26 protein-coding genes are annotated in these 25534 nt (G+C 60.4%); 20 read left to right on the top strand and 6 right to left on the bottom strand.

Going from position 1 to position 25534, the window contains the following annotated elements:
- The first annotated feature begins 47 nt into the window (after positions 1-47).
- From ACO06F_RS12500 to glpK, 3 genes are read left to right on the top strand one after another with little or no spacing between them, the layout of a single operon-like run.
- Entirely contained in the window at positions 48-833 is a 786-nt protein-coding gene (locus ACO06F_RS12500) for a DeoR/GlpR family DNA-binding transcription regulator (RefSeq protein ID WP_421693082.1), read from the top strand.
- Entirely contained in the window at positions 823-2337 is a 1515-nt protein-coding gene (gene glpD, locus ACO06F_RS12495) for a glycerol-3-phosphate dehydrogenase (RefSeq protein WP_421696677.1), read from the top strand. The genes ACO06F_RS12500 and glpD overlap by 11 nt, the downstream gene beginning before the upstream one ends.
- A gap of 3 nt (positions 2338-2340) precedes the next feature.
- Positions 2341-3825 carry a glycerol kinase GlpK gene (gene glpK, locus ACO06F_RS12490; protein WP_421693081.1) on the top strand — a complete coding sequence of 495 codons (1485 nt, stop codon included), beginning with the start codon at positions 2341-2343 and terminating at the stop codon, positions 3823-3825.
- A gap of 3 nt (positions 3826-3828) precedes the next feature.
- Here glpK and ACO06F_RS12485 read toward each other — a convergent pair whose 3' ends face one another.
- The 3 genes from ACO06F_RS12485 to ACO06F_RS12475 are packed head-to-tail and all read right to left on the bottom strand — an operon-like array spanning position 3829 to position 5834.
- Complete coding sequence (locus ACO06F_RS12485) at positions 3829-4584, bottom strand: SDR family NAD(P)-dependent oxidoreductase (RefSeq protein ID WP_421693080.1); 756 nt, start codon at positions 4582-4584, stop codon at positions 3829-3831.
- A 4-nt stretch (positions 4585-4588) separates the two neighbouring features.
- Complete coding sequence (locus ACO06F_RS12480; RefSeq protein ID WP_421693079.1) at positions 4589-5239, bottom strand: ChrR family anti-sigma-E factor; 651 nt, start codon at positions 5237-5239, stop codon at positions 4589-4591.
- Positions 5217-5834, bottom strand: coding sequence for a sigma-70 family RNA polymerase sigma factor (locus tag ACO06F_RS12475; RefSeq protein ID WP_421693078.1), 618 nt, complete (start codon positions 5832-5834; stop codon positions 5217-5219). Before ACO06F_RS12475 ends, ACO06F_RS12480 begins: the two co-directional genes overlap by 23 nt.
- A gap of 107 nt (positions 5835-5941) precedes the next feature.
- Here ACO06F_RS12475 and ACO06F_RS12470 point away from each other — a divergent pair, with 107 nt between their 5' ends.
- From ACO06F_RS12470 to ACO06F_RS12455, 4 genes are read left to right on the top strand one after another with little or no spacing between them, the layout of a single operon-like run.
- Positions 5942-7288 carry an NAD(P)/FAD-dependent oxidoreductase gene (locus tag ACO06F_RS12470; protein WP_421693077.1) on the top strand — a complete coding sequence of 449 codons (1347 nt, stop codon included), beginning with the start codon at positions 5942-5944 and terminating at the stop codon, positions 7286-7288.
- 1 nt (position 7289) lies between these two features.
- Positions 7290-8063 (top strand): DUF1365 domain-containing protein, encoded by a 774-nt coding sequence (locus tag ACO06F_RS12465; RefSeq protein ID WP_421693076.1) that lies wholly within the window; start codon positions 7290-7292, stop codon positions 8061-8063.
- On the top strand, positions 8060-9256 hold the full coding sequence (locus ACO06F_RS12460) for a class I SAM-dependent methyltransferase (protein ID WP_421693075.1): 1197 nt from the start codon (positions 8060-8062) through the stop codon (positions 9254-9256). The genes ACO06F_RS12465 and ACO06F_RS12460 overlap by 4 nt, the downstream gene beginning before the upstream one ends.
- Before the next feature lie 31 nt (positions 9257-9287).
- Positions 9288-9761, top strand: coding sequence for a DUF3833 family protein (locus tag ACO06F_RS12455; protein WP_421693074.1), 474 nt, complete (start codon positions 9288-9290; stop codon positions 9759-9761).
- On the opposite strand, the gene ACO06F_RS12450 is transcribed toward ACO06F_RS12455, so the two are convergent.
- Together ACO06F_RS12450 and ACO06F_RS12445 are read right to left on the bottom strand one after the other, a co-directional pair.
- Positions 9746-11740 carry an SGNH/GDSL hydrolase family protein gene (locus ACO06F_RS12450; protein ID WP_421693073.1) on the bottom strand — a complete coding sequence of 665 codons (1995 nt, stop codon included), beginning with the start codon at positions 11738-11740 and terminating at the stop codon, positions 9746-9748. The genes ACO06F_RS12455 and ACO06F_RS12450 overlap by 16 nt on opposite strands.
- 65 nt (positions 11741-11805) lie before the next feature.
- The gene (locus tag ACO06F_RS12445; protein WP_421693072.1) at positions 11806-12591 is read right to left on the bottom strand and encodes a DeoR/GlpR family DNA-binding transcription regulator; all 786 of its coding nucleotides are present in this window, start codon (positions 12589-12591) and stop codon (positions 11806-11808) included.
- Positions 12592-12794: 203 nt separating this feature from the next.
- Between ACO06F_RS12445 and ACO06F_RS12440 the strand changes: the two genes are divergently transcribed.
- From ACO06F_RS12440 to rhaI, 6 genes are all read left to right on the top strand, one after another.
- On the top strand, positions 12795-14342 hold the full coding sequence (locus ACO06F_RS12440) for a sugar ABC transporter ATP-binding protein (RefSeq protein ID WP_421693071.1): 1548 nt from the start codon (positions 12795-12797) through the stop codon (positions 14340-14342).
- Entirely contained in the window at positions 14339-15313 is a 975-nt protein-coding gene (locus ACO06F_RS12435) for an ABC transporter permease (RefSeq protein WP_421693070.1), read from the top strand. Before ACO06F_RS12440 ends, ACO06F_RS12435 begins: the two co-directional genes overlap by 4 nt.
- On the top strand, positions 15310-16254 hold the full coding sequence (locus ACO06F_RS12430; protein WP_421693069.1) for an ABC transporter permease: 945 nt from the start codon (positions 15310-15312) through the stop codon (positions 16252-16254). Before ACO06F_RS12435 ends, ACO06F_RS12430 begins: the two co-directional genes overlap by 4 nt.
- A gap of 63 nt (positions 16255-16317) precedes the next feature.
- The gene (locus ACO06F_RS12425) at positions 16318-17424 is read left to right on the top strand and encodes a substrate-binding domain-containing protein (protein WP_421693068.1); all 1107 of its coding nucleotides are present in this window, start codon (positions 16318-16320) and stop codon (positions 17422-17424) included.
- Positions 17425-17490: 66 nt separating this feature from the next.
- A complete protein-coding gene (locus tag ACO06F_RS12420; protein WP_421693067.1) occupies positions 17491-19560 on the top strand; it encodes a bifunctional rhamnulose-1-phosphate aldolase/short-chain dehydrogenase in 2070 nt (689 codons plus the stop codon).
- Between the two features lie 4 nt (positions 19561-19564).
- Positions 19565-20857 (top strand): L-rhamnose catabolism isomerase, encoded by a 1293-nt coding sequence (gene rhaI / locus ACO06F_RS12415; RefSeq protein WP_421693066.1) that lies wholly within the window; start codon positions 19565-19567, stop codon positions 20855-20857.
- A 4-nt stretch (positions 20858-20861) separates the two neighbouring features.
- Here rhaI and ACO06F_RS12410 read toward each other — a convergent pair whose 3' ends face one another.
- Positions 20862-21275: a MerR family transcriptional regulator gene (locus tag ACO06F_RS12410; protein ID WP_421693065.1), complete on the bottom strand. Its 414-nt coding sequence runs from the start codon at positions 21273-21275 to the stop codon at positions 20862-20864.
- 354 nt (positions 21276-21629) lie between these two features.
- Between ACO06F_RS12410 and ACO06F_RS12405 the strand changes: the two genes are divergently transcribed.
- The 7 genes from ACO06F_RS12405 (at position 21630) to ACO06F_RS12375 (ending at position 25307) form a co-directional block, all read left to right on the top strand.
- Positions 21630-22298, top strand: coding sequence for an FHIPEP family type III secretion protein (locus ACO06F_RS12405; protein WP_421693064.1), 669 nt, complete (start codon positions 21630-21632; stop codon positions 22296-22298).
- A complete protein-coding gene (locus tag ACO06F_RS12400; protein WP_421693063.1) occupies positions 22295-23056 on the top strand; it encodes a flagellar biosynthetic protein FliR in 762 nt (253 codons plus the stop codon). The genes ACO06F_RS12405 and ACO06F_RS12400 overlap by 4 nt, the downstream gene beginning before the upstream one ends.
- Before the next feature lie 65 nt (positions 23057-23121).
- Positions 23122-23448, top strand: coding sequence for a hypothetical protein (locus ACO06F_RS12395; RefSeq protein WP_421693062.1), 327 nt, complete (start codon positions 23122-23124; stop codon positions 23446-23448).
- A 33-nt stretch (positions 23449-23481) separates the two neighbouring features.
- Positions 23482-23991, top strand: a complete 510-nt coding sequence (locus tag ACO06F_RS12390) for a rod-binding protein (RefSeq protein WP_421693061.1) — start codon at positions 23482-23484, stop codon at positions 23989-23991.
- 4 nt (positions 23992-23995) lie between these two features.
- Positions 23996-24370, top strand: coding sequence for a hypothetical protein (locus ACO06F_RS12385; protein ID WP_421693060.1), 375 nt, complete (start codon positions 23996-23998; stop codon positions 24368-24370).
- A 6-nt stretch (positions 24371-24376) separates the two neighbouring features.
- The gene (locus ACO06F_RS12380) at positions 24377-24856 is read left to right on the top strand and encodes a hypothetical protein (RefSeq protein ID WP_421693059.1); all 480 of its coding nucleotides are present in this window, start codon (positions 24377-24379) and stop codon (positions 24854-24856) included.
- A 25-nt stretch (positions 24857-24881) separates the two neighbouring features.
- Positions 24882-25307 (top strand): hypothetical protein, encoded by a 426-nt coding sequence (locus tag ACO06F_RS12375; RefSeq protein WP_421693058.1) that lies wholly within the window; start codon positions 24882-24884, stop codon positions 25305-25307.
- Positions 25308-25534 lie beyond the last annotated feature (227 nt).

The raw sequence follows: 25534 nt of genomic DNA, 5'->3' as shown, positions 1-25534 counted from the left end.
AAGTGAAAGAACGCGCACACGGCCAGATGAGTGCCAGCGAGAGCGCGATGAACAGCGTGAGTCCACGTCAACAGCAGATCCTGGCACTCGCCCGGCAGTCGGGAAATGTGACGGTGGACGATCTGGCGCTGCGCTTCGACGTGACGCCGCAGACCATCCGCAAGGACCTCAATGAACTCTGCGATGGCCGTTTTCTGGCCCGCACCCATGGCGGGGCCATTCTCTCTTCGGGGGTCGAGAACCTCGCCTATGAAGCGCGCCTCCATATGGCAGCCGCTGAGAAAATCGTGATCGGCAAGAAGGCCGCAAGCCTGATCCCGGACAATTGCTCGCTGTTCATCAACATCGGCACCACGACGGAAGAGGTGGCGCGGGCCCTCGTCAATCATCAAGGCCTGCTGGTCATCACCAACAACATTCATGTCGCCACCATTCTCATGCCGCGGCCCGGTATCGAGGTCATCGTGGCGGGCGGCATGCTGCGCAAGAGTGACGGCGGCATCGTGGGGGAAGCGGCGGCCGAGTTCATCTCACAGTTCAAGGTGGACCACGCGGTGATCGGCGCCTCCGCCCTGGACGAAGATGGCGCCATGCTTGATTTCGACTATCACGAAGTGCGCGTCGCCAAGGCCATCCTGCAGAATGCGCGGAGCGTGATGCTGGTGGCTGATGCGATGAAATTCACCCGCACCGCCCCCGTGCGCATCGGCCACCTCTCGGATGTCGATGTTTTCGTCACCGACCGGCCGCCGCCCGATCCCGTCATGAGCTATTGCCGGGACCAGGGCGTCACTCTTGAAATCGCACACGGACTTCATTCACATGATCTATGACCTCTTCATCATCGGCGGTGGCGTGAACGGAACAGGCATCGCGCGCGATGCTGCAGGCCGTGGCCTTTCCGTGTTTCTCGTGGAACAGGGTGATCTTGCCTCCGGCACCTCCAGCGCATCGACGAAGCTCATCCATGGCGGGCTGCGCTATCTCGAGCATTATGAATTCCGCTTGGTTCGGGAAGCCCTGATCGAGCGTGAGGTGCTGCTCAAGGCCGCGCCACACATCATCTGGCCCCTGCGCTTCGTACTGCCTCACCACGAGGGGCTTCGCTCACGGCCCATGCTGAGACTTGGCCTGTTCTTGTATGACCATCTTGGCGGCCGCAAGATCCTGCCGCCCACCCGCAGTGTCGATCTGCGGCGCGACGTAACAGGCCAGCCCCTCAAGGAGCAATTCACCCACGGCTTTGAATATTCCGACTGCTGGGTGGAGGACGCCCGACTCGTTGTGCTCAATGCACGTGACGCGCAAGGCCGGGGTGCGGTCATCCGCACGCGAACCAAGTGCATGTCCGCCCGCCGGACGGAAGGCGTCTGGGAACTCACCATCCAGGGCGAAGGCGGCACGGAGGAAAAAATACTCGCGCGGGCGCTGGTCAACGCTGCCGGCCCCTGGGTCAGCCAGGTGCTGGGCGCGGTTGTGGGCCGTAACGATCCTGACAAGATCCGCATGGTGAAAGGCAGCCACCTGGTGGTGGACAAGCTCTATGACAATGACCGCTGCTACATTTTCCAGAACGCCGACGGCCGCATCTGCTTCGCCATCCCCTACGAGAAGAACTTTACGCTCATTGGCACGACCGATGATGACCACAAGGGCGACCCCGGCAAACCGCAGATTTCCGACGCCGAGAGAGATTACCTTCTCGGCGCCGTGAGCGAGTATTTCAAGAAGCCGGTGACGAAGGAGATGATCCGCTGGAGCTACTCCGGCATCAGGCCACTCTATGACGATGGCGCTTCGAAGGCCCAGGAAGCGACGCGGGATTATGTGCTGAAGCTCGATCACCCCACGGGCGGAGCACCACTCCTCTCGGTGTTCGGCGGCAAGATCACCACCTTCCGCAAACTGGCAGAATCCGCATTGGAGAAGATCGAGCCCTTCTTCCCCGACATGGGAAAGCCCTGGACAAGGACGGCGTCCCTGCCGGGTGGAGACTTCGCCTATGAGGATGTGGCGAAGCACATCGCAAGCCTGAAGCAGACCTATCCCTTCCTTGCCGCTGCCACGGTCGAACGTCTGTTCCATGCCTATGGCACGGATGCGGAAAAGATGCTGAACGGCGCGCGCTCCGCCGCCGATCTGGGGCAGAGTTTCGGTCCTTTGAGCGAACGTGAGGTCGAGTGGCTGCGCGAGAAGGAATGGGCACGGAGCGCAGACGACATTCTTTGGCGCCGCTCGAAGCTGGGCCTGCACATGACTGCGCAAGAGCAGGAGGCGCTCCGCAACTACATGGCCGCCGCCAACGCCGTGCAGGAACTGAAGCGGGTGGGGAGCTGACGCATGCCGGACCATCTGCTCGCCATCGACCAGGGCACCACCTCCTCGCGCGCGATCATCTTTGATGCGCGGTTGAGGCCGAAGGGCACTGGCCAAAAGGAATTCCGGCAATACTATCCGAAGCCCGGCTGGGTCGAGCACGACCCGGAGGAGATCTGGTCCTCCGTGCTCAGTGTGTGCAAGAGGGCACTTCGCAACGCCGGGCTGAAGCCTCTGTCCGTGCGCGCCATCGGCATCACCAATCAGCGTGAAACCGTGGTGATCTGGAACCGCAAGACGGGGCGGCCGATCCACAAGGCCATTGTCTGGCAGGACCGGCGCAGCGCAGACATCTGCACCGCTTTGAAATCCGCCGGGCATGAACCGTTGTTTGCTGCGAAGACCGGCCTGCTGCTTGACCCTTACTTCTCGGGGACAAAAATCCGCTGGCTGCTTGATGAGGTGAGGGGTGCCCGCGGCAAGGCGGAGCGTGGCGAACTGGCCTTCGGCACCATCGACAGTTTCCTGATCTGGCGGCTCACTGGCGGAAAGGTCCATGCCACGGACGCGACAAACGCCTCGCGTACCCTGCTCTATGACATTCATAACGGCCGATGGGACGAAGAGCTGCTGCGCATCCTCGATATCCCGGCGAGCCTCCTGCCCGAGGTGAAGGATTGCGCGAGCGACTTCGGCGTGACCGACCCTCGCCTCCTCGGTGCCGCCATTCCCATCCGCGGCGTCGCGGGGGACCAGCAGGCGGCGAGCATTGGCCAGGCCTGTTTCGAACCCGGCATGATGAAGGCAACATATGGCACGGGCTGTTTTGCCCTGCTTAACACCGGCTCGCGCGCTGTGCGCTCTGAAAACCGGCTGCTCACCACCGTGGCCTATCAGCTGAACGGCAAGCGGAGCTATGCGCTTGAAGGCGCCATCTTCATTGCAGGGGCTGCGGTGCAATGGCTGCGTGATGGTTTGAGCTTCGTGAAGAAGGCACATGAGGTGGAGGCGCTCGCCAGAGCGGCAGACCCCGCCCAGCAGGTCTATCTTGTACCCGCCTTTGTGGGCCTCGGTGCACCCTACTGGAAGGCTGATGCACGTGGAGCCATCTTCGGCCTTACCCGCGGCACCGGCAAGAACGAACTGGCCCAGGCCGCACTCGAAGCCGTGTGCTTTCAGACGCGCGACCTGCTGCAGGCGATGCGAAAAGACATGGGCACGCCCTTCAAGACCATTCTCCGGGTCGATGGCGGCATGGCGGCATCGGACTGGACCATGCAGCGTCTGGCGGACATCCTCGATGCTCCGGTGGACCGGCCCGGCATTCTGGAGACGACCGCCTTGGGTGCTGCCTATCTCGCAGGCCTTGGTTCCGGGCTGCTGCCAGCGCCTGCGCAGTTCGCCAAGAGCTGGCGGCGGGAAAAGCGCTTCACCCCCAAAATGAAAGCCGGTTTGCGCGAAGCGAAATATGCCGGCTGGACCCAGTCGGTGCAGAAGCTCCTGTCCTGAAGTTCAGCCCGATTTCAGCACTGTGCGCGCGATGAGGCGGAAGAACAGCGGATAAGGCAAGGCCCGCGCCGCCTTGAGAATGGCAACGAAGCGCCGCGGATAGGCAATCTCGAACCGGCCTGCGGCAAGGCCTTCGATGCTGCGCCGCGCCGCTTCCTCAGGCTTCATCAGGAACGGCATCGGAAAGTCGTTCTGTGCGGTGAGCGGGGTCTCGACAAAACCCGGATTGATGACGCTGAGCCGAACCCCGCCCGCCTTCATTTCCGGATAAAGGCTTTCTCCCAGGTTTATGAGGGCCGCCTTGGTCGGGCCATAGGCCGCGGCCTTGGGCAGGCCGACATACCCCGCGACCGAAGCGATCCATGAGATCTGCCCCGACTTGCGTGCGAGCATGCGCGGTGCCAGGGCTGACAGGCAATTGACCACGCCCATATAGTTGGTCCCCATCATGCCGGCGAACACATCAGGTTGAAGATCGTCCACTGCGACGGGCGAATAGGTTCCGGCCCCGAATACGGCGAGATCGATGGGGCCGATCACCGCTTCGATCAGCTCGACAGCGGCCTTGCACGCCGCGGAATCGGTAACATCAAGCGGCACCGCAAGAATATCAGACCCCAGCTCCGCCAGCTTCTCTGCCGAGCGGGCAGACGCCGCCACCTTCACGCCCTGGGCTGCAAGCTGCCGGGCGATGTCCCGCCCAATCCCGGTGGAGGCACCGGTAATCCAGGCCGTCTTCCATGGTATCGGCCTGTTCACCGGATCATATGCCAATGAAGGGCTGCATCAGCCGCGCCGCGAGGGATTTGAAGCGCGTCGGCCGCTCCGTGGCCACCAGGCAGATGCAGTCGGCGTCCTGTTCGACCACGGGCTTGTGTTCGATCTCTTCATCGAGGTCCGCCACGTCTCCTTGCGCGAAGCGGCCCATGTGGTCACGGTAGGCACCCTTCAGCACCAGCGTGATTTCCTCTCCGCCATGGCCATGTTCGGGCATGGCGCGGCCCGCGCCGATGCGCAGCAGCCGCAGCTGCCCTCTTGCATAGGTCGGAAGCTTCACATCGAACATCGCGACACCCGGCGCCTTCCGCTTCCAGGCGAGGCCGTCAAAATGCGTGACCGGCAAAAGTGCCGCCAGCGGCCGGGGCACGGTCCCGCGTGGCTGTGCCAACGGAAGCCGGTAAAGGCCCGCCTGCTCGAGCGCTGCAAAGGTGCGCGCCCGGCAGCTGGAGGAGATGGCAGTTTCGGCCATCTGCTCCATGAGTTCACCACCCATGGCTTCCGCCGCACGCGCCGCAGCCCGGCACTCACTGCAAACGGCGATATGTGACGCGGCCACGATGGAAAATGCTTCTTCCAGAGTGCCGGCCGCATAGGCCAGAAGCGTGCTCTCATCAAGATGATGGTTCGGTTTCAAGATTGGTCTCCAATAAGCGGCGCAAATGCCCATAGGCGAGGCGCATGCGCGATTTCACGGTTCCGAGGGGGAGCGACAGCTTGCTGGCAATCTCGCTCTGCGGCATGTCTTCAACGAAGGAAAGAACGAGAATCTGGCGCTGCTCCTCCGGAATGGCCCGAAGCGCCCTGGCCACCAGACCGTCTTCCTGCTTGCGGCCCAGCTGCGCCTCGCCATCAGGGTCATCCGACGGCTCATCATAGTCGCCGAGTTCGACGGTCGGCATGTGAACATCACGGCGGATCCTGTCGATGCGCAGGTTCCTGGCGATGGTAAAGACCCAGGTGGTTGCAGAACCCTTTGACGCCTCATAGAGCCCGGCCTTGGTCCACACGGCAACCATCGCCTCCTGCACAAGATCTTCAGCCAGTTCGGCTGAGGTGTTCTTGCGCATCATGAAGCTCTTGAGGCGCGGCGCGAAATGATCGAAAAGCTGGGCAAAGGCCTCCCGGTCGCGGCTCTGCGCCACCCGCGAAAGCAGGTCGCGCAGCATGGCCTCGAGCCGCTGCTTGTCTTCATCTCGCCGCTTGTCTGCCGGTTCCATGACGGCATACATAGCATACCCCCTTGTTCGCCGGAGATTACGCTTTGCCAGGTGGGGCGGATCACCTGATCCGTGTCCATTAGGCGGACGTAGCTATCTCTGGTAAGGAACGGTCTTCAGTGAAAACACGCAACATTGCCGTTGTCGGATCGGGAATTTCCGGCCTGTCCGCCGCGTGGCTCCTGTCCAAGCGGCACAGGGTGACCTTGATCGAGGCAGATGCCCGGCCGGGCGGTCATTCGAACACGGTGGACTGCGAGGTCGACGGCATCGATGTATCGGTGGACACAGGGTTTATCGTCTATAATCCACCGGCATACCCCAACCTTACTGCTCTTTTCGCACATCTCAAGGTGCCCACCGCGCCCTCCAACATGAGCTTCACGGTTTCCATGGGCAATGGCGCCTATGAATATGCCGGGTCTGGGCTTGCCCAACTGGTGGGCCATCCGTCAAACCTTCTGAGCCCGGCACACTGGCGGCTGATGCGGGATATTCCCCGGTTTCTGAGGTCGGCGCAGGCGCGTCTTTCCGGCATTCCGGAAGAAGTCCCGCTGGGCGAATTCCTGAAATCCGAGGGCTATTCGCAAGACTTCATGGACCGCCACCTCCTGCCCATGGCCGGTGCCATCTGGTCCGCGGCTCCGGGCGATATGCGGGATTATCCCGCCGCCGCCTTCTTCCGCTTCTTTGACAATCATGGCCTGTTGAAGGTCCGAAACCGGCCGGCGTGGCGAACAGTCAAGGGCGGCTCTCGCGAATATGTGGCGCGCCTCATCCGCAACGGCACCTTCGAAACCAGGCTGAGGACGCCCATATCCTCCGTTCGCAGGACGGCCACCGGCGTCACCCTGCGCGCCCGCAATGGTGACGAGCAGAGCTTCGACGATGTGGTGCTTGCCTGCCATGCCGATCAGGCGCTGGCAATGCTGGGTGACGCGACGGCCGAAGAGCGCCAGATTCTCTCTGCATTCCGCTATTCGAAAAACCGCGCCATACTTCATCGCGACGAGCGCCTCATGCCGAAGCGGAAGCGGCTCTGGTCAAGCTGGAACTACCTGGCAGAACTGCCCCCCAAAACCGCGGCCACAAGTGCTATCACCTACTGGATGAACAATCTCCAGCCCTTGCCGGTGAAGACGCCACTGTTTGTGAGCCTCAACCCTCTTCTCGAGCCGGATGTGGGCAAGGTGCTGGGCGAATTCGATTACACCCACCCGATCTTCGACCCTGCCGCAATGGCGGCACAGCGGCATGTCTGGTCGATCCAGGGGCAGCAGCACACCTGGTTCTGTGGTGCCTATATGGGCTCGGGCTTCCATGAGGACGGGCTGCAGGCGGGCCTTCTCGTGGCGGAAGAGCTGGGCGGCGTGCGGCGGCCGTGGTCTGTGGCGGATGAATCTGGGCGCCTCCAGAAGGCGCCGCGCGTGTCATCCGCGGCGGCCCTCCAGGCCCCCATCCAATAGCATGCCCAGAACCTGCCTCTATCATGGCGAGGTGGTGCACAGGCGCATCAGCCCCGTGCGCCACGAGCTGCGCTACAAGGTATTCAACCTCTTCGCTGATGTCGACCGCCTGGAAGAGACTGCCTCCGCGCTGCGGCTGTTCAGCTACAACAAGCCCAACCTGTTCTCGGTCATGGACCGCAACCACGGGCCGGGAGATGGCACCCCGATCAGCACCCACGCCTGGTCCCTCGTGCGCGCGGCGGAGGGCGGCAAAGAGGTCTCCCGCATTTTCATGTTCTGCTACCCGAGTGTACTGGGTTATGTGTTTAATCCTCTCACCGTCTATTACGCCTTCGACGAGGATGACCGGCTGCGCCTGATGATCTATGAGGTGAACAACACGTTCGGGGGGCGCCATTCCTACGTCGTGCCCGTGGGGGACAGCCTTTCGCAAACGGCGCCGAAGCACTTCTTCGTATCACCCTTCAATGCGGTTGAGGGCCATTACACCTTCCACTTCACCGCGCCGGCGGACAAGATGGCGCTTGGCATTGCACTCAGCGCCAACGGAAACCCGGTGCTGAACGCCTATGTGAGCGGCACGCGTGCGCCGCTGGCGGATGGGGCGCTGCTGCGCTCCTTCCTGGGCGTTCCGTTTCTCACCTTTAAAGTCATCGGCGCCATTCACTTGCAGGCGCTGAGGCTGTGGTGGAAAGGCTTGAGACTCATCCGCCGGCCAGCAGGGCCCAACCACACGATCGATATTTTGCCTAAGGTCAGTTCCGAACCATGACATCTCAAACGCTGCAAGCCCGGGAAGGCTTTCTAGGCCACATCATTGCGGCTGCCGGGCGCAGGCTGCTGCCGCCCCACATCGAGGGCGGCATGACGTTGACACTGCCGTCCGGCAAGCAGCACCGCATTGGCTATGTGCTGCCCGGAATTCAGTGTGACCTGCAGCTCCGCAATTACCGCCCGGTGTGGGCCGCCATGCGGCGCGGCGCCATCGGCTTTGCCGAAAGCCTGATGTCGGGGGATGTGGAGAGCAGCGATATCACCGCCGTGCTGCGCTTCTATCTGCGCAACCGGGATGCGCTCAACCGGGCGGCCCGCCCGGTGTTCTTCAAGAGTCTTGGCGATCGCCTGTTCCACCTCATGCGCGCCAACACCAAGACGGGGGCTCGCCGGAACATCCGCGCGCATTATGATCTCGGAAACGCGTTCTACGCGCTCTGGCTTGATAAGACGATGAGCTACTCATCCGCACTGTTCAGTGGCGCGGCACAGTCGCTGGAAGCCGCACAGCTTGCCAAGTATGACCTTGTGTTGAATGCGCTGGAGCTGAAAGAGCCTTCGCGCATTCTCGAAATCGGCTGCGGCTGGGGCGGCTTCGCAGAAAGGGCTGCGGATCATCACCACCACGTCACCGGTCTCACCATCTCGCGAGAGCAGCTGGACTATGCCAGCGCACGGCTCGGAGAGCGGGCCGAGATCCGCTTCCAGGATTACCGGGACACGCAGGAAACATTTGACGCCATCGCCTCGATCGAAATGATCGAGGCCGTGGGAGAATCAAACTGGCCCGTTTATTTCAAGACGCTTTACGAGCGGCTGAAGCCCGGGGGCGTTGCCGCCGTGCAGGCCATCACGATTGATGAGCCGCATTATGCCGGTTACCGCCGTAAGGCCGATTTCATCCAGCGCTATATTTTTCCGGGCGGCATGCTGCCCACGCGCTCGATCCTGGCCGAACAGGCAGCGCGCGCGGGCCTGGTCTTTGAGACCGTCAAAACATTCGGCCAGGACTATGCCCGGACACTGCACATGTGGCGGGAACGCTTCGACGCGTCATGGGCGGCCGTTGCAAACCTGGGCTTCGACGAGGCGTTCCGCCGCCGCTGGCACTATTACCTCTGCTATTGCGAGGCGGGCTTTCTGGAGGGCTCCATCGACGTCGGCGTCTACCGGTTCCGCCGCGCGGGGTGATCGGAAATCAGTCCCGCCGCGTAGTGGGGTCATGCTCAAGCGCAACGACAACGCCCCATTCGATCTTCTCTCCTGGCTCGAGGGCCGCACCGCCGCCCAAGGCGTGTTCGAGGACCGCAAGGGCCGCGTGCGCCGGCGGTTCACAGTGGAGGCGCGGGGGCGTGCCGAAGGCAACACGCTCGTCCTTGATGAGAATTTCATTTTCGATGATGGTGAGCGCCAGCGCCGACGCTGGGTGCTCACACGCGGGGCCGGCGGCAGCTTTACGGGCCGTTGTGAAGATGGCGTTGGCGAGGCGCAGGGCTCCTTCGTGGACGGCGTGGCCTATCTCACCTCCAGCCTCCGTCTGAAAATTGGCAAGCGGATGGTGGCCATGCAGTTCGATGATGCGTTCTACGCAGCCGGTCCGGGTGAAGTGATCAACCGCTCGACGGTCAGCAAATGGGGCATCCGCGTGGGCCAGGTGTTGATCCTGTTCCGCAAGGACGATCACCGGTCGCCATAAAGCATCTCGTAGAGAATGGGCCGCATGGTCAGCATCAGGCCGTCTGCCATGGCGGCATGCCCTTCCGCTGATGGGTGGAGCGCGCCCGTGGTTTCCGAGAACACCGCAGCGGATGCCGGCTCGTCCAGTTTGCCGAAACGGTCCCGCACTTTCTGGTTCACCACCATATAGGCATCGTTGAAGGTGCGCACCCAGCGCTGGCGCAGGGCATAGGGATAGTTCTGGCTGGCGGGGTTATAGGGCCGCCAGCTGCCTTCCTTGCCGCTGAAGCTGGTTTGGCAGGTCTGTGTATCGCGCGAGGCCGATCCATAGCATGGCACCATCAGCTGTTCGGCAGGGTCCTGGATGCGGCGCAGGTTCTGGGCGCAGAAGCCATGGCCTTCGAACATCTTGTCGGCATAAACATGTCCGGCAAATGTCCAGCCATGGTCTCCTGCGAGATCGCGCATCCGCTTGTGCAGAATCGCAAACTGTTCGCGCACCGCTTGGAGGCGCGAGGGCCGCGCCGTGAGCCAGGACGAAAACATGTCGAGTGACTGGTTGGCCGCATAACGGTCCTCCCCATCGCCCTCCTCAGGCGAAGCATCGCAAATGTCGCCCGCCTCATTGGTGACGAGGTCAGGATATGCGGAGAGCACGACGCGGGAGGGATCGAACACGCCATCACTTGCAGAGGTGATCGGGACGGTTGTTTCCAATGCTGCAGCCAGCTTGGCATAGGCATCGGGCAGGATGTCCCGCATGCGGCGCGTGAATTCCTTTGCACTCACCGTGGCGCCAAAGAAGGACGCGATGCTTGTGGAGGCCGTGTCCCGCAGTGAGGCCCAGGCCACGATGTTGGAGAAGCCGATATCGTTCCCCCCAACGGACAGGAAGACAAAATCAAGCGGCCTCCGCACGTCGTTGCCGGGGCAGGTCGGAAGGCCGCGCTTCACCTCCAGCGGCTGGCGGCAGAGCTCCCGCATGAGGCGGTAAAGCTGCGAATCCTTGGCGCCGCCAGCGACCAATGGAGCAACGAGTTGGTTGTTGCGCTCATTGCTGGCGATCCGCTCGACGTAAGTCTGCGGCGCCAGAATTCCGGCCTCGATCGAGGCGCCGGAACACGAATAGTCAAGGAAGGTAACGGATGCCTGCGGATTTTCGACCGCAATCTGCAGGGCGGCGCGAAGCTGCTGGCCATAGAGCGAACGGTGGCAGAATTCATCCGTCCACCCGGCATTGCCGCCCGCATCATTCTGCTTGCGGGCGGGGTAGAAATTGCGGAAACGCCGCGTGTCGGTGAATTCGACCGGAAGGTTGGGATTGCCCTCTCCCGAGGCGAAGCTGTCGCCAAGCCCCGCAATCAGCAGGTCCTTCACGCGTGCCTGGGTGATCAGGGGAGATTCGCCCACGACGTTGACGGAGATTTCGGCCCCGTTCGGATAGGGGAGCTCGATGCCGGGCCCGCTCACCCTGTCGGCGCAGGAGGTTTCTGCAACCAGCCTGCCATCAATGTGCCACTGGCACACGGAGGTGGCGGGAACGGTGGCGCCGCTTGCTGAGAGCCATAATTCGATCGGGTGGCTCTGCGGGTTGATATAGGCGTCAATTCCGCCACACGCGGAGTGGGTGCGTTTGCGGGAATCGTAGCACAGCGCGTCCTGCCCCCGGGCGGCCCATCCCCGCCAGCTGAAATTCTTGCGCAGAATGCTGCTGAAGGCGATGTAGCGGTCGTTCAGCACATGTTCGGAACCGATAACGGAGGTGCGCGCCACGAAGGAATCGCGCGCGTCTGAGGCCATGCCCTGCTGGTCGACGTGGAGGAGATATTGCCGCCAGGCGTTCTCGTGCATCTTGAAGAATTGCGGGTCCTGGAAGAGCCGGAAGCGGTTGGTGACCTGCCATTCGATCTTGAATTGGCTGGTACCCAGGGTCTGTGAGTGTGCCGGAGGGACCGCGAGGGCGAGAAGAACGAAGATGAACGATAACAGTCTGTACATGCCGCGAAGTTACGCGGGAAACCCGGCCAAGTTTGGGCAGGACGGGCAAAAACCGCATGAAACACTCATGAAAATTCAGGCCCCGTCCGCGCGATGATGACGCGAATTCCGGCATCGGTCAGCATCTTGTGATTGGCGTCCGAAATTCCGTCATCGGTAATCAGCGTGCCGATCCGCGTCAGCGGCATCATCACATTCCGGGCCCGCATTCCGAATTTTCGGCTGTCGGCGAGGACGATCACCTCATCCGCCCGCTGCAGCAGTAGCTCCGTCTCCCGCACCACGAGCGGGTGCGATTCCTGCATGCCATTGGGGGTGATGGCCTGCGCGCCGAGGAAGAATTTGGAGGCATAGAATTCCGGCGGCCTGGCCTCGGGCGAGAAGACGATGCCCGGCTCCCGGTAGAGTTCGCCACCGGCCAGTGTGAGGTGGCAGGTGCCGTTCTGCCAGAGGGTGGCGGCAAGCGGCATGGAATTGGTGTAGATCCTGACGTTCCGGTTGGCGAGCAGAAGCGCAAAGAGATAACAGGTGGAGCCGCCATGGATGATGAGCGCGTCGCCATCCTGAACCAGCCCCGCCGCTTCATGGGCAATCGCCTTCTTGGCCGCCACCCTGAGCATCTGGTTTTCGGTGAAGGGCCGTGCCGTCACCCGGTCCAGCAGGCCGCCGCTTTCAGCTGCGGCGATGCCGCCGAACACCTTGCGCACAGCACCCGTCGCGTGAAGCTTGCCGATGTCACGCCGGATGGTGGCCGGAGAGGCATCGACCACGCTTTGCAGATCGCGGACAGAGGCGAAGGGCCGGTCCCGCAACAGATCCAGCATGAGCTTGTGGCGTTCAGACTCGGTCATTCACCAATCCTGGAAGGTGAGTGAACTTGCGCATTTGTGCACTGCAAAAATCACCATAAGCTCACAAACTAACTCACTTGACGGTCTTTGATCACGGATGTTTATTATCGCTCACCGCGTTCGCGCTGTAAACAAGCCGGACACGACCCGCGGCGGGAACGCTGAACCGCGGGCGGCGGCGCGGCATTGGGAGCGAGCAAGGCATGCACACTGAGCGGGCGATAGACGCTCCGGCGGGAGAGGCGGGATTTCCCATCGCGCTGCGCTCGGTATCGAAGTCATTTGCCGGCATCAAAGTTGTAAGCAACGTCAGCTTTGACATGCGTGCGGGCGAAGTGCATGCACTGATGGGCGAGAACGGCGCCGGAAAATCCACTCTTATCAAAATGATGGCGGGGCTTCACCAGCCCGATGAAGGCCAGATCCTGGTCAATGGCAGCCCGGTCAGGTTTGCTTCGCCGCGGGATGCCCACAATGCGGGAATTGCCACGGTCCACCAGGAACTTCTGCTGTTCCCCGAACTCACCGTGGCCGAGAACATCTTCCTGGGCCAGACGCCCAAGACCCGCCTCGGCACGGTTGACTGGCAGACGATGCGCCGGCGTGCCCGCGAGCTTCTGGACTCCCTCGACAGTGGCGATCTCGACATTGACCAGAAGGTCGCAAGCCTCTCCGTCGGCAACCGCCAGAGGATCGAGATTGCGCGTGCCCTCGCGCAGGATGCCCGGGTTCTGATCATGGATGAGCCGACGGCCGCCCTGGCGGAGCATGATGTGCAGCGGCTGATGAGCGTCGTGCGGAACCTGCGGGCCCGCGGCGTTGCCATTGTCTATGTCAGCCACCGCATGCCCGAGATCTTTGCCCTGGCGGACCGCGTGACCGTGCTGCGGGACGGCCACCTCGTGGGCACCAGGCCGGTGAGTGAGGTCGATGAGCCCACGCTGGTTTCGATGATGGTGGGCCGCGCCGTGGACCGCCTCTACCCGGCCAAGCAGGGCCTGGATGGCGCGGTCATCCTCGAGCTGCAGCATGTGGCTCATCACAATATCGTCCGCGATATTTCGCTGAAGCTGCGGCGCGGCGAGATACTTGGCCTCGCAGGCCTCGTAGGCTCCGGCCGCACCGAAACGGCACTCACCATTTTCGGCATCACCCCCGCAACGTCAGGCCAGATCCTGATTGACGGACAACCCGTGACGGTGGGATCTCCCGAAGCGGCGCGCGACTTAGGGATCGCCTATGTGCCCGAGGACCGCGCCCATCAGGGTCTGATCCGCGTACAGACCATTGAGGAAAACATCGCGCTCGCCAATCTCAAGCGGCTCACCCGCGGCTTCATTGTCGATGCGGCGCGCGTCACTGCGGAAGCCCGGGAGGCGATCACCCGCTTCGGCATCCGGGCGCGGAGCCCGCAGCAGCCGGTGCGGCAGCTTTCGGGCGGCAACCAGCAGAAGGTCGTGCTGGGCAAGTGGCTCGCCACCAATCCGAGAATCCTCATCATGGACGAGCCGACACGCGGCATCGATGTGGGCGCCAAGGCCGAAATCCATCTGCTCATGCGGAAGCTGGCCGGAGAAGGCATGGCCATTCTGATGATCTCAAGTGAGCTTCCCGAAGTGCTCGGCATGAGTGACCGCGTACTGGTGATGAATGGCGGCCGCATCGTGGGCGAATTCGACAAGGAACATGCAACAGCTGAAACCGTCGGAACGGTGATGACGCGCAGCTATGCGCCGGGGGAAGCGGCATGACGGCCATGGCCCTTTCCACCAGCCGGTCGACTCTCCAGCGCTTCCTCTCCGGATATGGCCAGGAAATTGTGGTGCTGCTATCGATCGCGGCACTTTTCCTGGTGGTGGGCGCCGTCAACCCGCGCTTCCTGTCCAACAACAACATCAACTCAATTTTTGCAGGCAATGCCTACATCGCGATTGCGGCGATTGGCATGTCCATGGTGATCATTGCGGGCCACATTGATGTTTCTGTTGGTGCGCTGATCGGCGTCATCGCCACCATTGCGGGCACGCTGGCGGTCGCTGGCTATCCGGTCTGGATCTCCTGGGGCGTCCCGATCCTCTTTGCCATGGCCGTCAACGCCGGTGTGGGAACACTCGTCGCTTATACGCGCATCCCCTCAATCGTCGTAACACTCGGGATGCTCTCAATCCTGAAGGGCGGGCTCATCAGCGCCACCGCAGGCGAGTGGATCACCAACCTGCCCTCCGGTTTCATGATTGCGCAGATGCGGCCCTTTGGCATTCCCTCCGCCGTATGGTTCATGGTGGGTTTGACAATCCTCGCCGCCCTGTTTCTGCGCTATACGGATTTTGGACGGGCCATTTACGCTGTCGGCGGCAACATGGAAGCTGCGCGCGCGGCAGGCATCAACCCCGAACGCACGGTGATCGGCGTCTTCGCGCTGCATGGGCTCTTCGCGGGGATTGCAGGCATCCTGTTTGCCACGCAGTTGCAGGTGATTCAATCGACCGTGCCGCCCAATCTGGAGCTGACGGTCATCACCGCCTCGGTCATTGGCGGTGTCTCGATCCTTGGCGGCACGGGAACGGTGATCGGATCAACGCTGGCCGCCATTCTCTTTGCCTGCATCGGCTCGGCACTCATCTTCCTCAATGTCTCCGCCTATTGGCTCCGCGCCGTTCTGGGCCTTCTCATTCTTGCGACGGTGCTGGCCGACATGGCCCGGCGCAGGAGGGCGAAATGACCCTCGCGAAGCTCTTCCGCCACGAGACGATCCTTGGCCTTCTCACCGTGATTGCGCTGATCGTGCTTGCCTCGCTGACCGACAAGTTCTTCACCGCCGACAATCTGCTGAACCAAGGTAGGCTGATGTCCGAAGTGGGATTGGTCGCACTGGCCATGACATTCGTGATCGTGACCGGCGGGATCGACTTGTCGGTTGGGTCGATCCTTGGCCTCACAGCGATCCTGCTCGGCGTGTTCTGGAAGAATCTCGGGCTGCCGCTTCCCGCAGCCATTGTGCTGGCGATGGCCTGCGGTACCTTCGCGGGCTGGGTCAACGGCGTGATCATCACCCGCTTCAGCGTGCCGCCCTTGATTGCAACACTGGCAACGCTCGCGCTCTACCGCGGCCTTGCCGAGGGCATCAGCGAGGCGCGCTCGGTGCGGGGCTATCCGGAGTGGTTCTTCTTCTTCGGCCAGGGCGAGGTGCTGGGCGTTCCCTTCCAGCTTTGGGTGCTGGGCATTGCAACAGTCATCGCCGCGGTGATCCTGGGGCTCACGCCATTTGGCCGCGCGACCTATGCGGTGGGCGCGAATGAAACAGCAGCACGCTTCTCCGGCATCCGCGTCAACGCCACGAAGCTGTGGATCTATACGGGTGCCGGCCTTTGTTCTGCATTGGCGGCCGTGATCTTCGTGTCACGCGTGACGACCACGCGCTCCGACATGGGAACAGGCCTTGAACTTGATGTCATCACCGGCGTCGTCCTCGGCGGCACATCGATTTTCGGGGGGCGAGGAACCATCATCGGAACCGTGCTCGGATTGATTCTCATTCAGGCACTCAAAAACGGATTGGCGCTTTCGGGCGTCAAGGGTGACGGCACCATCGTCGTCATCGGGCTGGTATTGATCGGCGCAATCCTGATGGGTGCGCTGTTTGACAAAAACAGAGGCGGCTGAACATGGGAGGCTGTCTTCCGCTCACCCGCCTGTGAGCGAGGAGACGAAGATGGGAGAAACGACATGAAGAAACTTACGCTTGCCGCCATTGTGGGCTTCGGCCTGATGAGCGGCTCCGCACTTGCTGCCTCCGCCTGGACGGGCGGCGATGACCTGCCGACCAACCCGCTGTCCTGCGATGCGACGCCGGCCGCGGCTGTGGCAAAGCCCTATGACGGCGGCGGGCCCACCAATGCGCCGGACCGCAAGGGCAAGAAAATCACCGTCGTCGACGTTCCGAAGCTGATCGGCATCGGATACTTCAATGCCACGTCCAAGGGCATTGCAGACGCTGCCGCAGAACTGGGCAATGTCGATGTCAAGACCGACGGGCCCACCAAGGCGAATATCGACGAGCAGATCACCTTCCTCGACAACTACATCACCAGCGGTGTGGACGGCATTCTGTTTGCTGCGAATGACCCGGTTGCCATCGCTCCGGTGCTGAAGAAGGCCCTCGAAAAGGGCATCAATGTCGTCGGCTATGACGCCAACTCGACGCCCGATGCCCGCCAGTGGTTCGTGAACCAGGCGGAGTTCAACGGCATTGCAAAGTCGCTCGTCGACGCAATGGCCGCTGAGGTGGGCGATGACGGCGGTGTGGCAATCGTGACATCGACCTTCACCACGCCCAACCAGGCCCGCTGGATTGCGGAGATGGCAGCCTATGCCGAGAAGTGCCACCCCAAGCTGAAGTGGCTGGAGACGGTTGAGGCCCAGGAAGACAACAACCTGTCCTTCAACCAGGCTACGACCCTCATCAACAAATATGGCGATGACCTCAAGGGCATCTTCGGCATGACGTCGGTTGCAACACCCGCCTCCGCCGAGGCCGTGACGCAGGCCAACAAGTGCGGCTCGATTGCCGTTGTGGGTCTTGCAACGCCCAATGCCATGAAGCCCTATGTGGAAAAGGGCTGTGTGAAGTCGGTCGTGCTGTGGAACCCCGTGGACCTTGGTTATGCCGCCATGCAGGTTCTGCGCTCCGTCGCGGACGGAACGTTGCAGCCGGGTGCCACCTCCGTGAAGGCGGGCAAGCTGGGCGATCTCCAGGTCATCAATGGATCGGAAATCCTCCTCGGCGCGCCCTATGTCTTCACCAAGGACAATATTGGCCAGTTCGACTTCTGATCCTGAACCCAAAAGCGCGCCGGCTTGCGCCGGCGCGTTTCCTCCTCTTCGAAAGTGAGTGTTCCCATGAGCAATTCCGTGACCGTTCCCTCCCTGTGGGATGATGCCAAGGCTGCCAATCTAGATGAGCCGGGCCTTCTCCTCTACCGATCCAACCTGCTGGGTGCTGATCTGCGCATCACCAATTTTGGCGGCGGCAATACCTCTGCCAAGGTGGCGATGAAGGATCCGCTGACGGCGGAGCCGGTGGATGTGCTGTGGGTGAAGGGATCTGGCGGCGACATCGGCTCGATGAAGCTTGACGGCTTTGCGACGCTTTACATGGACAAGCTCGAATCCCTGAAGGGTCTCTACAAGAGCCTCGATCAGGAAGATGCGATGGTGCATGCGCTGAACCACTGCACCTTTGATTTGAATCCCCGGGCGCCTTCCATTGACACCTGCCTCCATGGCTATGTGCCCTACCCGCATGTGGACCATGTTCATTCCGATGCGGTCATCGCCATTGCGGCTTCAGAAGACTCGGAGAAACTCACGAAGGAGATCTTCGGAGACGAGATGGGCTATCTGCCATGGCAGCGCCCCGGCATTGACCTGGGGATCAAGCTGGGAGAGATGGCGAAGAACAATCCGCACTTCGTTGGTGTTGTGCTGGGAAGCCACGGCCTCTTCACCTGGGGTCAGACGGCGAAAGACTGCTACGACACCACGCTGCGCATCATCAACAAGGCGGCGGTCTGGCTGGACCGCAACCGGGAGAAGCCGGCCTTCAAGGGTCCCAGGGTTGAAGCGCTTTCAGATGCCGAGCGCCGTGCGGTTGCGCTGCGGTTGCTGCCCGAAATTCGCGGGCGCATTTCGAAGCATGAGCGCAAGATCGGCCATTTCGTGGATTCAGCGGAAGTGCTGGAGTTCGTCAACTCTCAGATGCTGGAGCAGCTGGCACCCTTGGGCACCTCCTGCCCCGATCACTTCCTGCGCACCAAGATTCGCCCGCTGATCGTGCCGCATGATGCGGATGGTGCAGCACTCGACCAGCTGATCGAAGCCTATCGCGCCGATTATGCGGCCTATTACGAGCGTTGCAAGCACCCTGATTCGCCGGCAATCCGCGATCCCAACGCTGTGATCTACCTCGTTCCCCAAGTTGGCATGCTCTCCTTTGCCAAGGACAAGGCCACAGCGCGAATCGCTGCCGAGTTCTATGTGAACGCAATCAACGTGATGCGCGGCGCGGCCGGGGTTTCGGCTTACAAGGGCCTGCCGGAGCAGGAGGCTTTCAACATTGAATACTGGCTGCTGGAGGAGGCGAAGCTCTCGCGCATGCCGAAGCCCAAAAGCCTGGCGGGCCGTGTGGGCTTCGTGACCGGCGGCGCCGGGGGCATTGGCTCCGCCATTGCTGCAAAGCTCCTGTCGGAGGGGGCTTGCGTGGTTCTGGCCGACATTGACCAGAACTCGCTCGATGAAGTGACCGCAGGCTTTGCCAAAACCTATGGCAAGGACAATGTGCGCGGCGTGAAGATGGACGTGACCTCCGAGGACGCGGTCATCCAGGCGATGAACGAATCTGCGCTTGCGTTTGGCGGTGTCGATATTGTCGTCAACAATGCAGGGATCACCATCTCCGCACCGGTTGAAGATACGACTCTGGATCTCTGGAACAAGAACCAGGCTGTGATGGGCACCGGCTATTTTCTGGTGGGGCGGGAAGGCTACCGTTTGCTGAAGCGGCAGGCGCTGGGCGGTTCCATGGTCTTTATCTGCTCAAAGAATGCGGTGGCGGCTTCGCCCGGCGCATCGGCCTATTGTGCGGTGAAGGCGGCCGAGCTTCATCTGGCGCGCTGCATGGCGCTGGAGGGTGCGCCGCTTGGCATACGAGTGAATGTCGTGAACCCCGATGCAGTTCTACGCGGCTCCAAGATCTGGCAGGGCCCCTGGCGGCAGCAGCGTGCGGCATCTCTCAAGATCACGGAGGGGGAACTTGAGGAGCATTACCGCAAGCGTTCGCTGCTGCAGCGTTCGGTCTACCCGGAGGACATTGCAGAAGGTGTTTATTTCTTCGCCTCGGACCTTTCCAGTAAATCGACGGGCAACTTCCTGAACGTCGATGCGGGCAATGCCGCGTCCTTCTCGAGGTAAGCACATGAGCTTTGCCATCTCGGACGATTTCATCCGAACGGAGAACGCCAAGCATGAGGCGGCACTGGCAGAAGATTATGACGCGCTTGGCCGCCAGCTGGCGCGGCGCGGCATCTCGATCGAACAGATCACCGCGCGGGCCATGGCCTTCGCCGTCGCGGTGCCCACCTGGGGCGTGGGAACGGGAGGCACGCGATTCGCGCGCTTTCCAGGCCCAGGCGAGCCACGCAACATTCATGACAAGCTGGAGGATTGCGGCGTCATCAACCAGCTGACGCGGGTGACACCGAATGTCTCGCCCCATTTCCCGTGGGACAAGGTTGCTGACTACAACGCGCTCCGGCAAGAGGCGGCATCACACGCCCTGGGCTTTGATGCCGTGAACTCCAACACGTTTCAGGATCAGCGGAGCCAGCACCTGTCCTACAAGTTCGGCTCGCTGACTCATGCCGAGAAATCAACCCGCATGCAGGCGGTCGAGCACAATCTTGAATGCATCGAGATCGGGCGCCAGCTGGGGTCCACCGCGCTTACCGTGTGGATTGCCGATGGCTCCAACTTTCCAGGGCAATCCAATCTCAACGCCGCATTTGACAGATATCTGGAGTCGCTGCGGCTCATTTACGATGCGTTGCCGAAGGACTGGCTTGTTTTTCTGGAACACAAGCTCTACGAGCCGGCGTTTTACGCGACCGTCATTTCGGATTGGGGATCGAGCTTCATGGCCGCCCTGGAATTGGGGCCGAAGGCACGCTGCCTTGTCGATCTTGGACACCACGCACCCAATACCAACATCGAGCAGATCGTCGCCCGGCTCATCCGGGCGGGAAGGCTGGCCGGCTTTCATTTCAACGATTCGAAGTATGGTGACGATGACCTCGATTCGGGGTCAGTCGATCCATTTCGCCTGTTCCTCGTCTTCAACGAACTCGTCGATGCGGAGATGCGGCGCGTGAAGGACTTTGCGCCTGCCTATATGATCGACCAGTCACACAACGTAACCGACCCCATTGAGAGTCTGATCGCATCGGCTGTCGAAATCGAGCGCGCCTATGTGCAAGCATCACTGATTGACAGGGCGCTGCTTGAAGCGGCTCAGGACGGCAGTGATGTCATGCTGGGTCACCGGTTGGTGAAGCAGGCCTTCATCACCGACGTTTCGCCAATTCTCGCCGAGGCGCGGCGGAGAAAGGCTGGTGCGATTGATCCGCTCGCCCTTTATCGGGCGAGCGGCTATCGGGCCCACAAGACGGTCGAACGGCCCCCGGTTGAAGGAACCTCGGCCGGCATCGTCTGACGCGTTAAGCGACCAGGCTGTCCAGGGCGGTGTGGGTCTTTTCGATCTGCAGCGTGATTTCATCATGCCGGTTCTTGAGCAGATCCAGGTGCTGCTTGAGGAAGCTCACCGCCTTTTCGCTGGCGAGCACGTCTTCCTCAGGTCCAAGCATTTCCAAGATCTCCCGGATCTGGGCAATCGGAACACCGAGCCGGCGGAGTGTCAGAACGTTCTTCAGCCGCCGGACGTCACTCGCCAGATAGGTCCGGAAGCGGCCGTGGCGAGGAGGCGAGATGAGCTCAACGCGCTCATAGAAGCGAATTGTCTTCGGGTCCGTTCCCGTAAGCTTCGCCAATTCTCCAATGAATAGGAAGCCATCCTGGGGCAGGAAACGATCCTCAGAGTGGGTCGACGAGCTGTCCGCGAGTTGATTGTCCATGGTTGTTACATCCGCTCCTGTCACACAAATCTCTACTGCGGTTAAGATTAAACACAATTGCGGAACTCTCGTCAAGAGTGTGTAAGCTTCCGTTTCACACGATAAGCGAGCATCATCCGGGAAAGTCGTATCCATCTGGATAAGTCAGTTACCGTAAGTATAATCCAATTTGGCTCAATATTTATTCAGTGTTATAGAGTATTTTCTCCTTCGGACTGTAGTATTGCTTTAGTATAAACTATTGTTTTTATTGGCTTTTAACTCGTTGTTAACCAACTCTTCACAAAACTGCACCTCGTCAACGCGAGCTTCCGGTTCACCGGGCTCGTTCAACAGGGAAAGCAGAATAGAACCATGATCATTCTCATCGACGACCGTATCGATGTGACGGAGGCCTATCGTGCCAGCTTTGGCCGAGAAGGCGTTTCGGCCGCAAGCTTCACGCCTCCCGATTTCGATAACTGGTTTCACTCCACGAGCGGCCCGGACCTGGCAGCCGTCGAGGCCTTTATTCTGGGTGATTTCGAGCGGCGCGAGACGGTGACCCGGGCAATCAAGACCCGGTCGGAAGCGCCCGCCATTGCGCTCAATGATCAAACGGGACTCGAATCGACCCTCAAGCTCTTTGCTGCAGGGGTGGATGACGTAATTCGGAAACCCGTCCACGCCCGTGAAATCATCGCCCGGATTGGCGCGATCCGCCGCCGCGCCGCACCTGTGCCGAAAGCGACGGACCTTGGCGATCTTCGCGTGTTCAACGATGGCCGGGACCCTGAGGTCGGCGGCCAAACCCTCACACTGCCGCGCCGCGAGCGCAGAATGATTGAGCAGTTTGCGGCGGAAGTCACGACAGCAGTGAAAACTCTTCTGGAGCGCGGTGAGCAGTTTGTTCTGGTCACAGCTCCAGAGGCGAGACCGTATGTCCGGATGATCGTTGACCGCTTGTTCCCCGTCCTGCCAGTGCTATCCCATATCGAGATTTCACGTGGTGTGAAACTCGAGGTCATCGCATCTCTATCATGACAGATGCGTTCAGCGAGTCTATCTTTGCACTGTTCCTCATGTTCTGCCGGATTGGGGGGTGCATTCTGCTGGCACCGGGACTTTCAAGTCCCCGGGTGCCAGTGAATGTCAGATTGTTCGTTGCAGTGGGAGTTACCGCAGCACTGTCCCCACTTATGATTGTCCCGCTGGCCAAGGAACTCGATTCCGTACCCAAAGAACAGCAGCCCCTTCTGATCTTTCACGAGATGCTGATTGGAGTATCAATCGGTCTTATGGCGAGGTGTTTTCTTCTTGCACTTCAGTTTGCTGCGACGGCCATTTCCAATTTCATTGGGTTATCCGGCATTCCCGGAATACCATTGGAGGAAGGCGACACCGGTTCCCCGCTAGCAACCCTTGTATCGTCCGCAGCTGTGATGATCATTTTTATCCTAGGACTTCATGTTGAGCTGCTGAAGGCTGTGATCGATTCCTATGGTGTCATAGCACTGTCTTCTGCCTTTCCCGTAGAACCGCTTCTCAATAATTTGCTGCGGACCACTGGCGAGAGCTGGCTGTTGGCTCTGCGACTTGCCGGTCCATTCCTGCTGTATGGTGTTGTCGTGAATTTTGCACTGGGCATGGGCAATCGCTTCGCCCAGCAGCTCTCCATGTACCATGCAACAACCGGGGTGGTGATATTGGGCGGTTTTCTTCTGCTTTATGTGATGTGGATCGACTGGATTCTGGTTTTTATTGACGCCTACCGGTCGTGGTTGGCGCAGGGCGGATTTTGAAACAGACTCCGAACCGCATGACGCGTCTCTCCTGCGCCCAGGGGAGTCTGTCGAGATTGCTCGAAATGAAGATCACATTCGAAGAAGCAAAGATTCGGACCCTCCAGGATAGCGCCACTGCAATTTCCGCCATCCTGATGGATGATGGCAGTGCCGGATTCGTGACGCGTTCTGCTGCACTGCGACGCCTTGCTGCAATCGAAAGGGCGAAATCCCTTTGCGAGCAGGCGGTCGTGCCACTCAGGCAGCAGCTCATAATGGCAAGGGGCCGGCAGGAGACTCTTGCGCACCGCGCGGGTGAGATGCGCGCGGAGATAGAGCGCAAGCAAGAATTTTCTGATGGCCTGGACGCGGCGCTCACGATGATTGGAAAAGCTTCCGGCAAGGATTGAGTGCTCAAATGACGGGAAATCGAGGCACAGCAGATGGCCGTCAAACTTTCTTCCGATCTGATTTTGGACGTGATGCGCAACGCAGACCCCGCCCGGCGGAATGCGGCAGTTGCTCGGTTGCAGTCCCTCCAGGGGTCGCACCAACCGGCCTTCGCGAATGCTATGGATGGGCTGAAGGGGCCGCAGGCAAAAGCCGCTTCTGAGCATACTTTCTCATTTGAGTCGACGTTGCCATCAGGGCGCTCAACTTCGCCGGCGAGGGGGGAGGAGAAAAGTGGAGCTTACCAGGGTTTTGAGCGGCTTGTTCTGCGCAACCTCTTTGAGACACTCTTGCCGGACGAAAACTCTGGGACCTACGGCGGGGGTCCTTCTGCCGGTGTCTGGCGTTCAATGGCGGCGGACCAGTTGGCGGGCGTCTATTCGGCATCTGGAGGCTTAGGGTCGGCGAGCATGCTGGAGTCTTCGAAAGCAAGCGGGGCACCTGAACGCGAAGCGCAATGGCCATATTTCTCGGTGAGCAACATCAAGACGTTCTCAGGGTGACCTCATGAACATGGTATTGCCACCGCCTTCCTCACCGTCCGGTCTCACACCAGCATTGATGAAGCTGATTGACGTTCTGGAAGAAGAAAACGCCGTGCTCAGTCAGCACAGGCTATTTTTTCACGGAAGCTTCACAGATCGTAAGAACCAGGCGCTGCGCGAGTTGATGGCTGCACAGAAGTCGGAGGCATTGTCATTAGCTGCTCAGAAGGCTCGTCCCCTGCTTCGACATCTAGAACGTGCTCTTCATGATAATGCGAGACTGCTCAAGCTTCATATCACCGCGGTGGGCGAAATCAGTGACATTATCATAGGCAGTCTGAGAGCCGCCGAGTCTGATGGTACCTATTCCCGCAGCGAGCTGTCGCGGGGCTGCTAGTTAAGGATGCTGAGACTCGTCTTTATCGGGATTTGGGTCATCCTCGTAACGGCAGGGGCGACATTCGCGTCTGTCTACCTCGGAAAGTCCAAGGAGGGATCCAACGAGAAACAGCAGGACCTCGGTGTGGAGGAAATGAAGTCGGAGATGACGAGCATACCTGTGATCAGGGGGGACAATGTCGTCGGTTACGTTATCTTCCAACTCTCTTTTGCCGCAGACCGTGCCATCTTGGAGCAGAAGAAGCTCGATCCCATGCCGTATCTAACTGATGCCGCGTTTCGGGTGATCTTTACCAGTTCCGACACTGACTTCCGCAAACTGAAGGCACATGATCTGGACAAAATTACAATTGCAATCGCAGAAGAGGCAAACCGTCGACTGGGTGAGCCACTGGTGCGCCAAGTGCTCCTGCAGCAACTGAACTATGTAAGGAAGGAAGATATCCGAACCAACTGGATCGGCGGGGGCGATGCGGCAGAGTAATGCAGAGAGCTCTGTGAATGCAGATATGCTTCAGGAAATCAGTCAGGGACAAAGCCGGGCACAGAACGCGGAGCACGAGACCGCAGAACTGATGCGCCTTGCAATCGACCCATTGTTGCTTCACCACCTTCTTCATCAGCCAGCAAGCAAAGAACGGCCGGTGCCGCCCGTCACGAAAAACCCCTTTGTGCTAGTGCCTGAGTTTTCTGGCCGGGATCGCTCCCAAGTGACGGGGCGCCGCCGAGACTATTCAAATACTGAGGTCATTCTGCAGCCTTCTCTGATTCCGGAGCCATTTGAGCCATCGACGGATTGTGGTTCAAGCTTACTGGACTACGGTGAGCAGCAGGCGGGAATGAAACTGCCAGGACACCTTGGAAAGCGGAAGTGGAAACTGGCCTCCGCAGCTTGTATTGCGCTCGCCTGTTTCATCGCGTTTTTCCGGCACTGACTCCTGGCATGAGAATTGCTTTTTCATCCCGAAACGGGATGATATCATGGAAGAAAGAACGTTTGAGACAATCCGACACTTATCGCGGGAGGACCTTGAGGCCTTTGCTTTTCGTGCCACACTTCAAATGCGCAGAACCCGTATCGAAGTAGAGTCCGGACGGCTATTTGTGGCGGTTTTGACCGCTTTTCTTGTCGGCGCCTTGATGTCAGCCTCGGCATTCCTCG

The organism is Aestuariivirga sp., from assembly GCF_965227715.1.
GTDB lineage: Bacteria > Pseudomonadota > Alphaproteobacteria > Rhizobiales > Aestuariivirgaceae > Aestuariivirga.
This window is presented reverse-complemented; position numbering and strand designations above follow the sequence as displayed.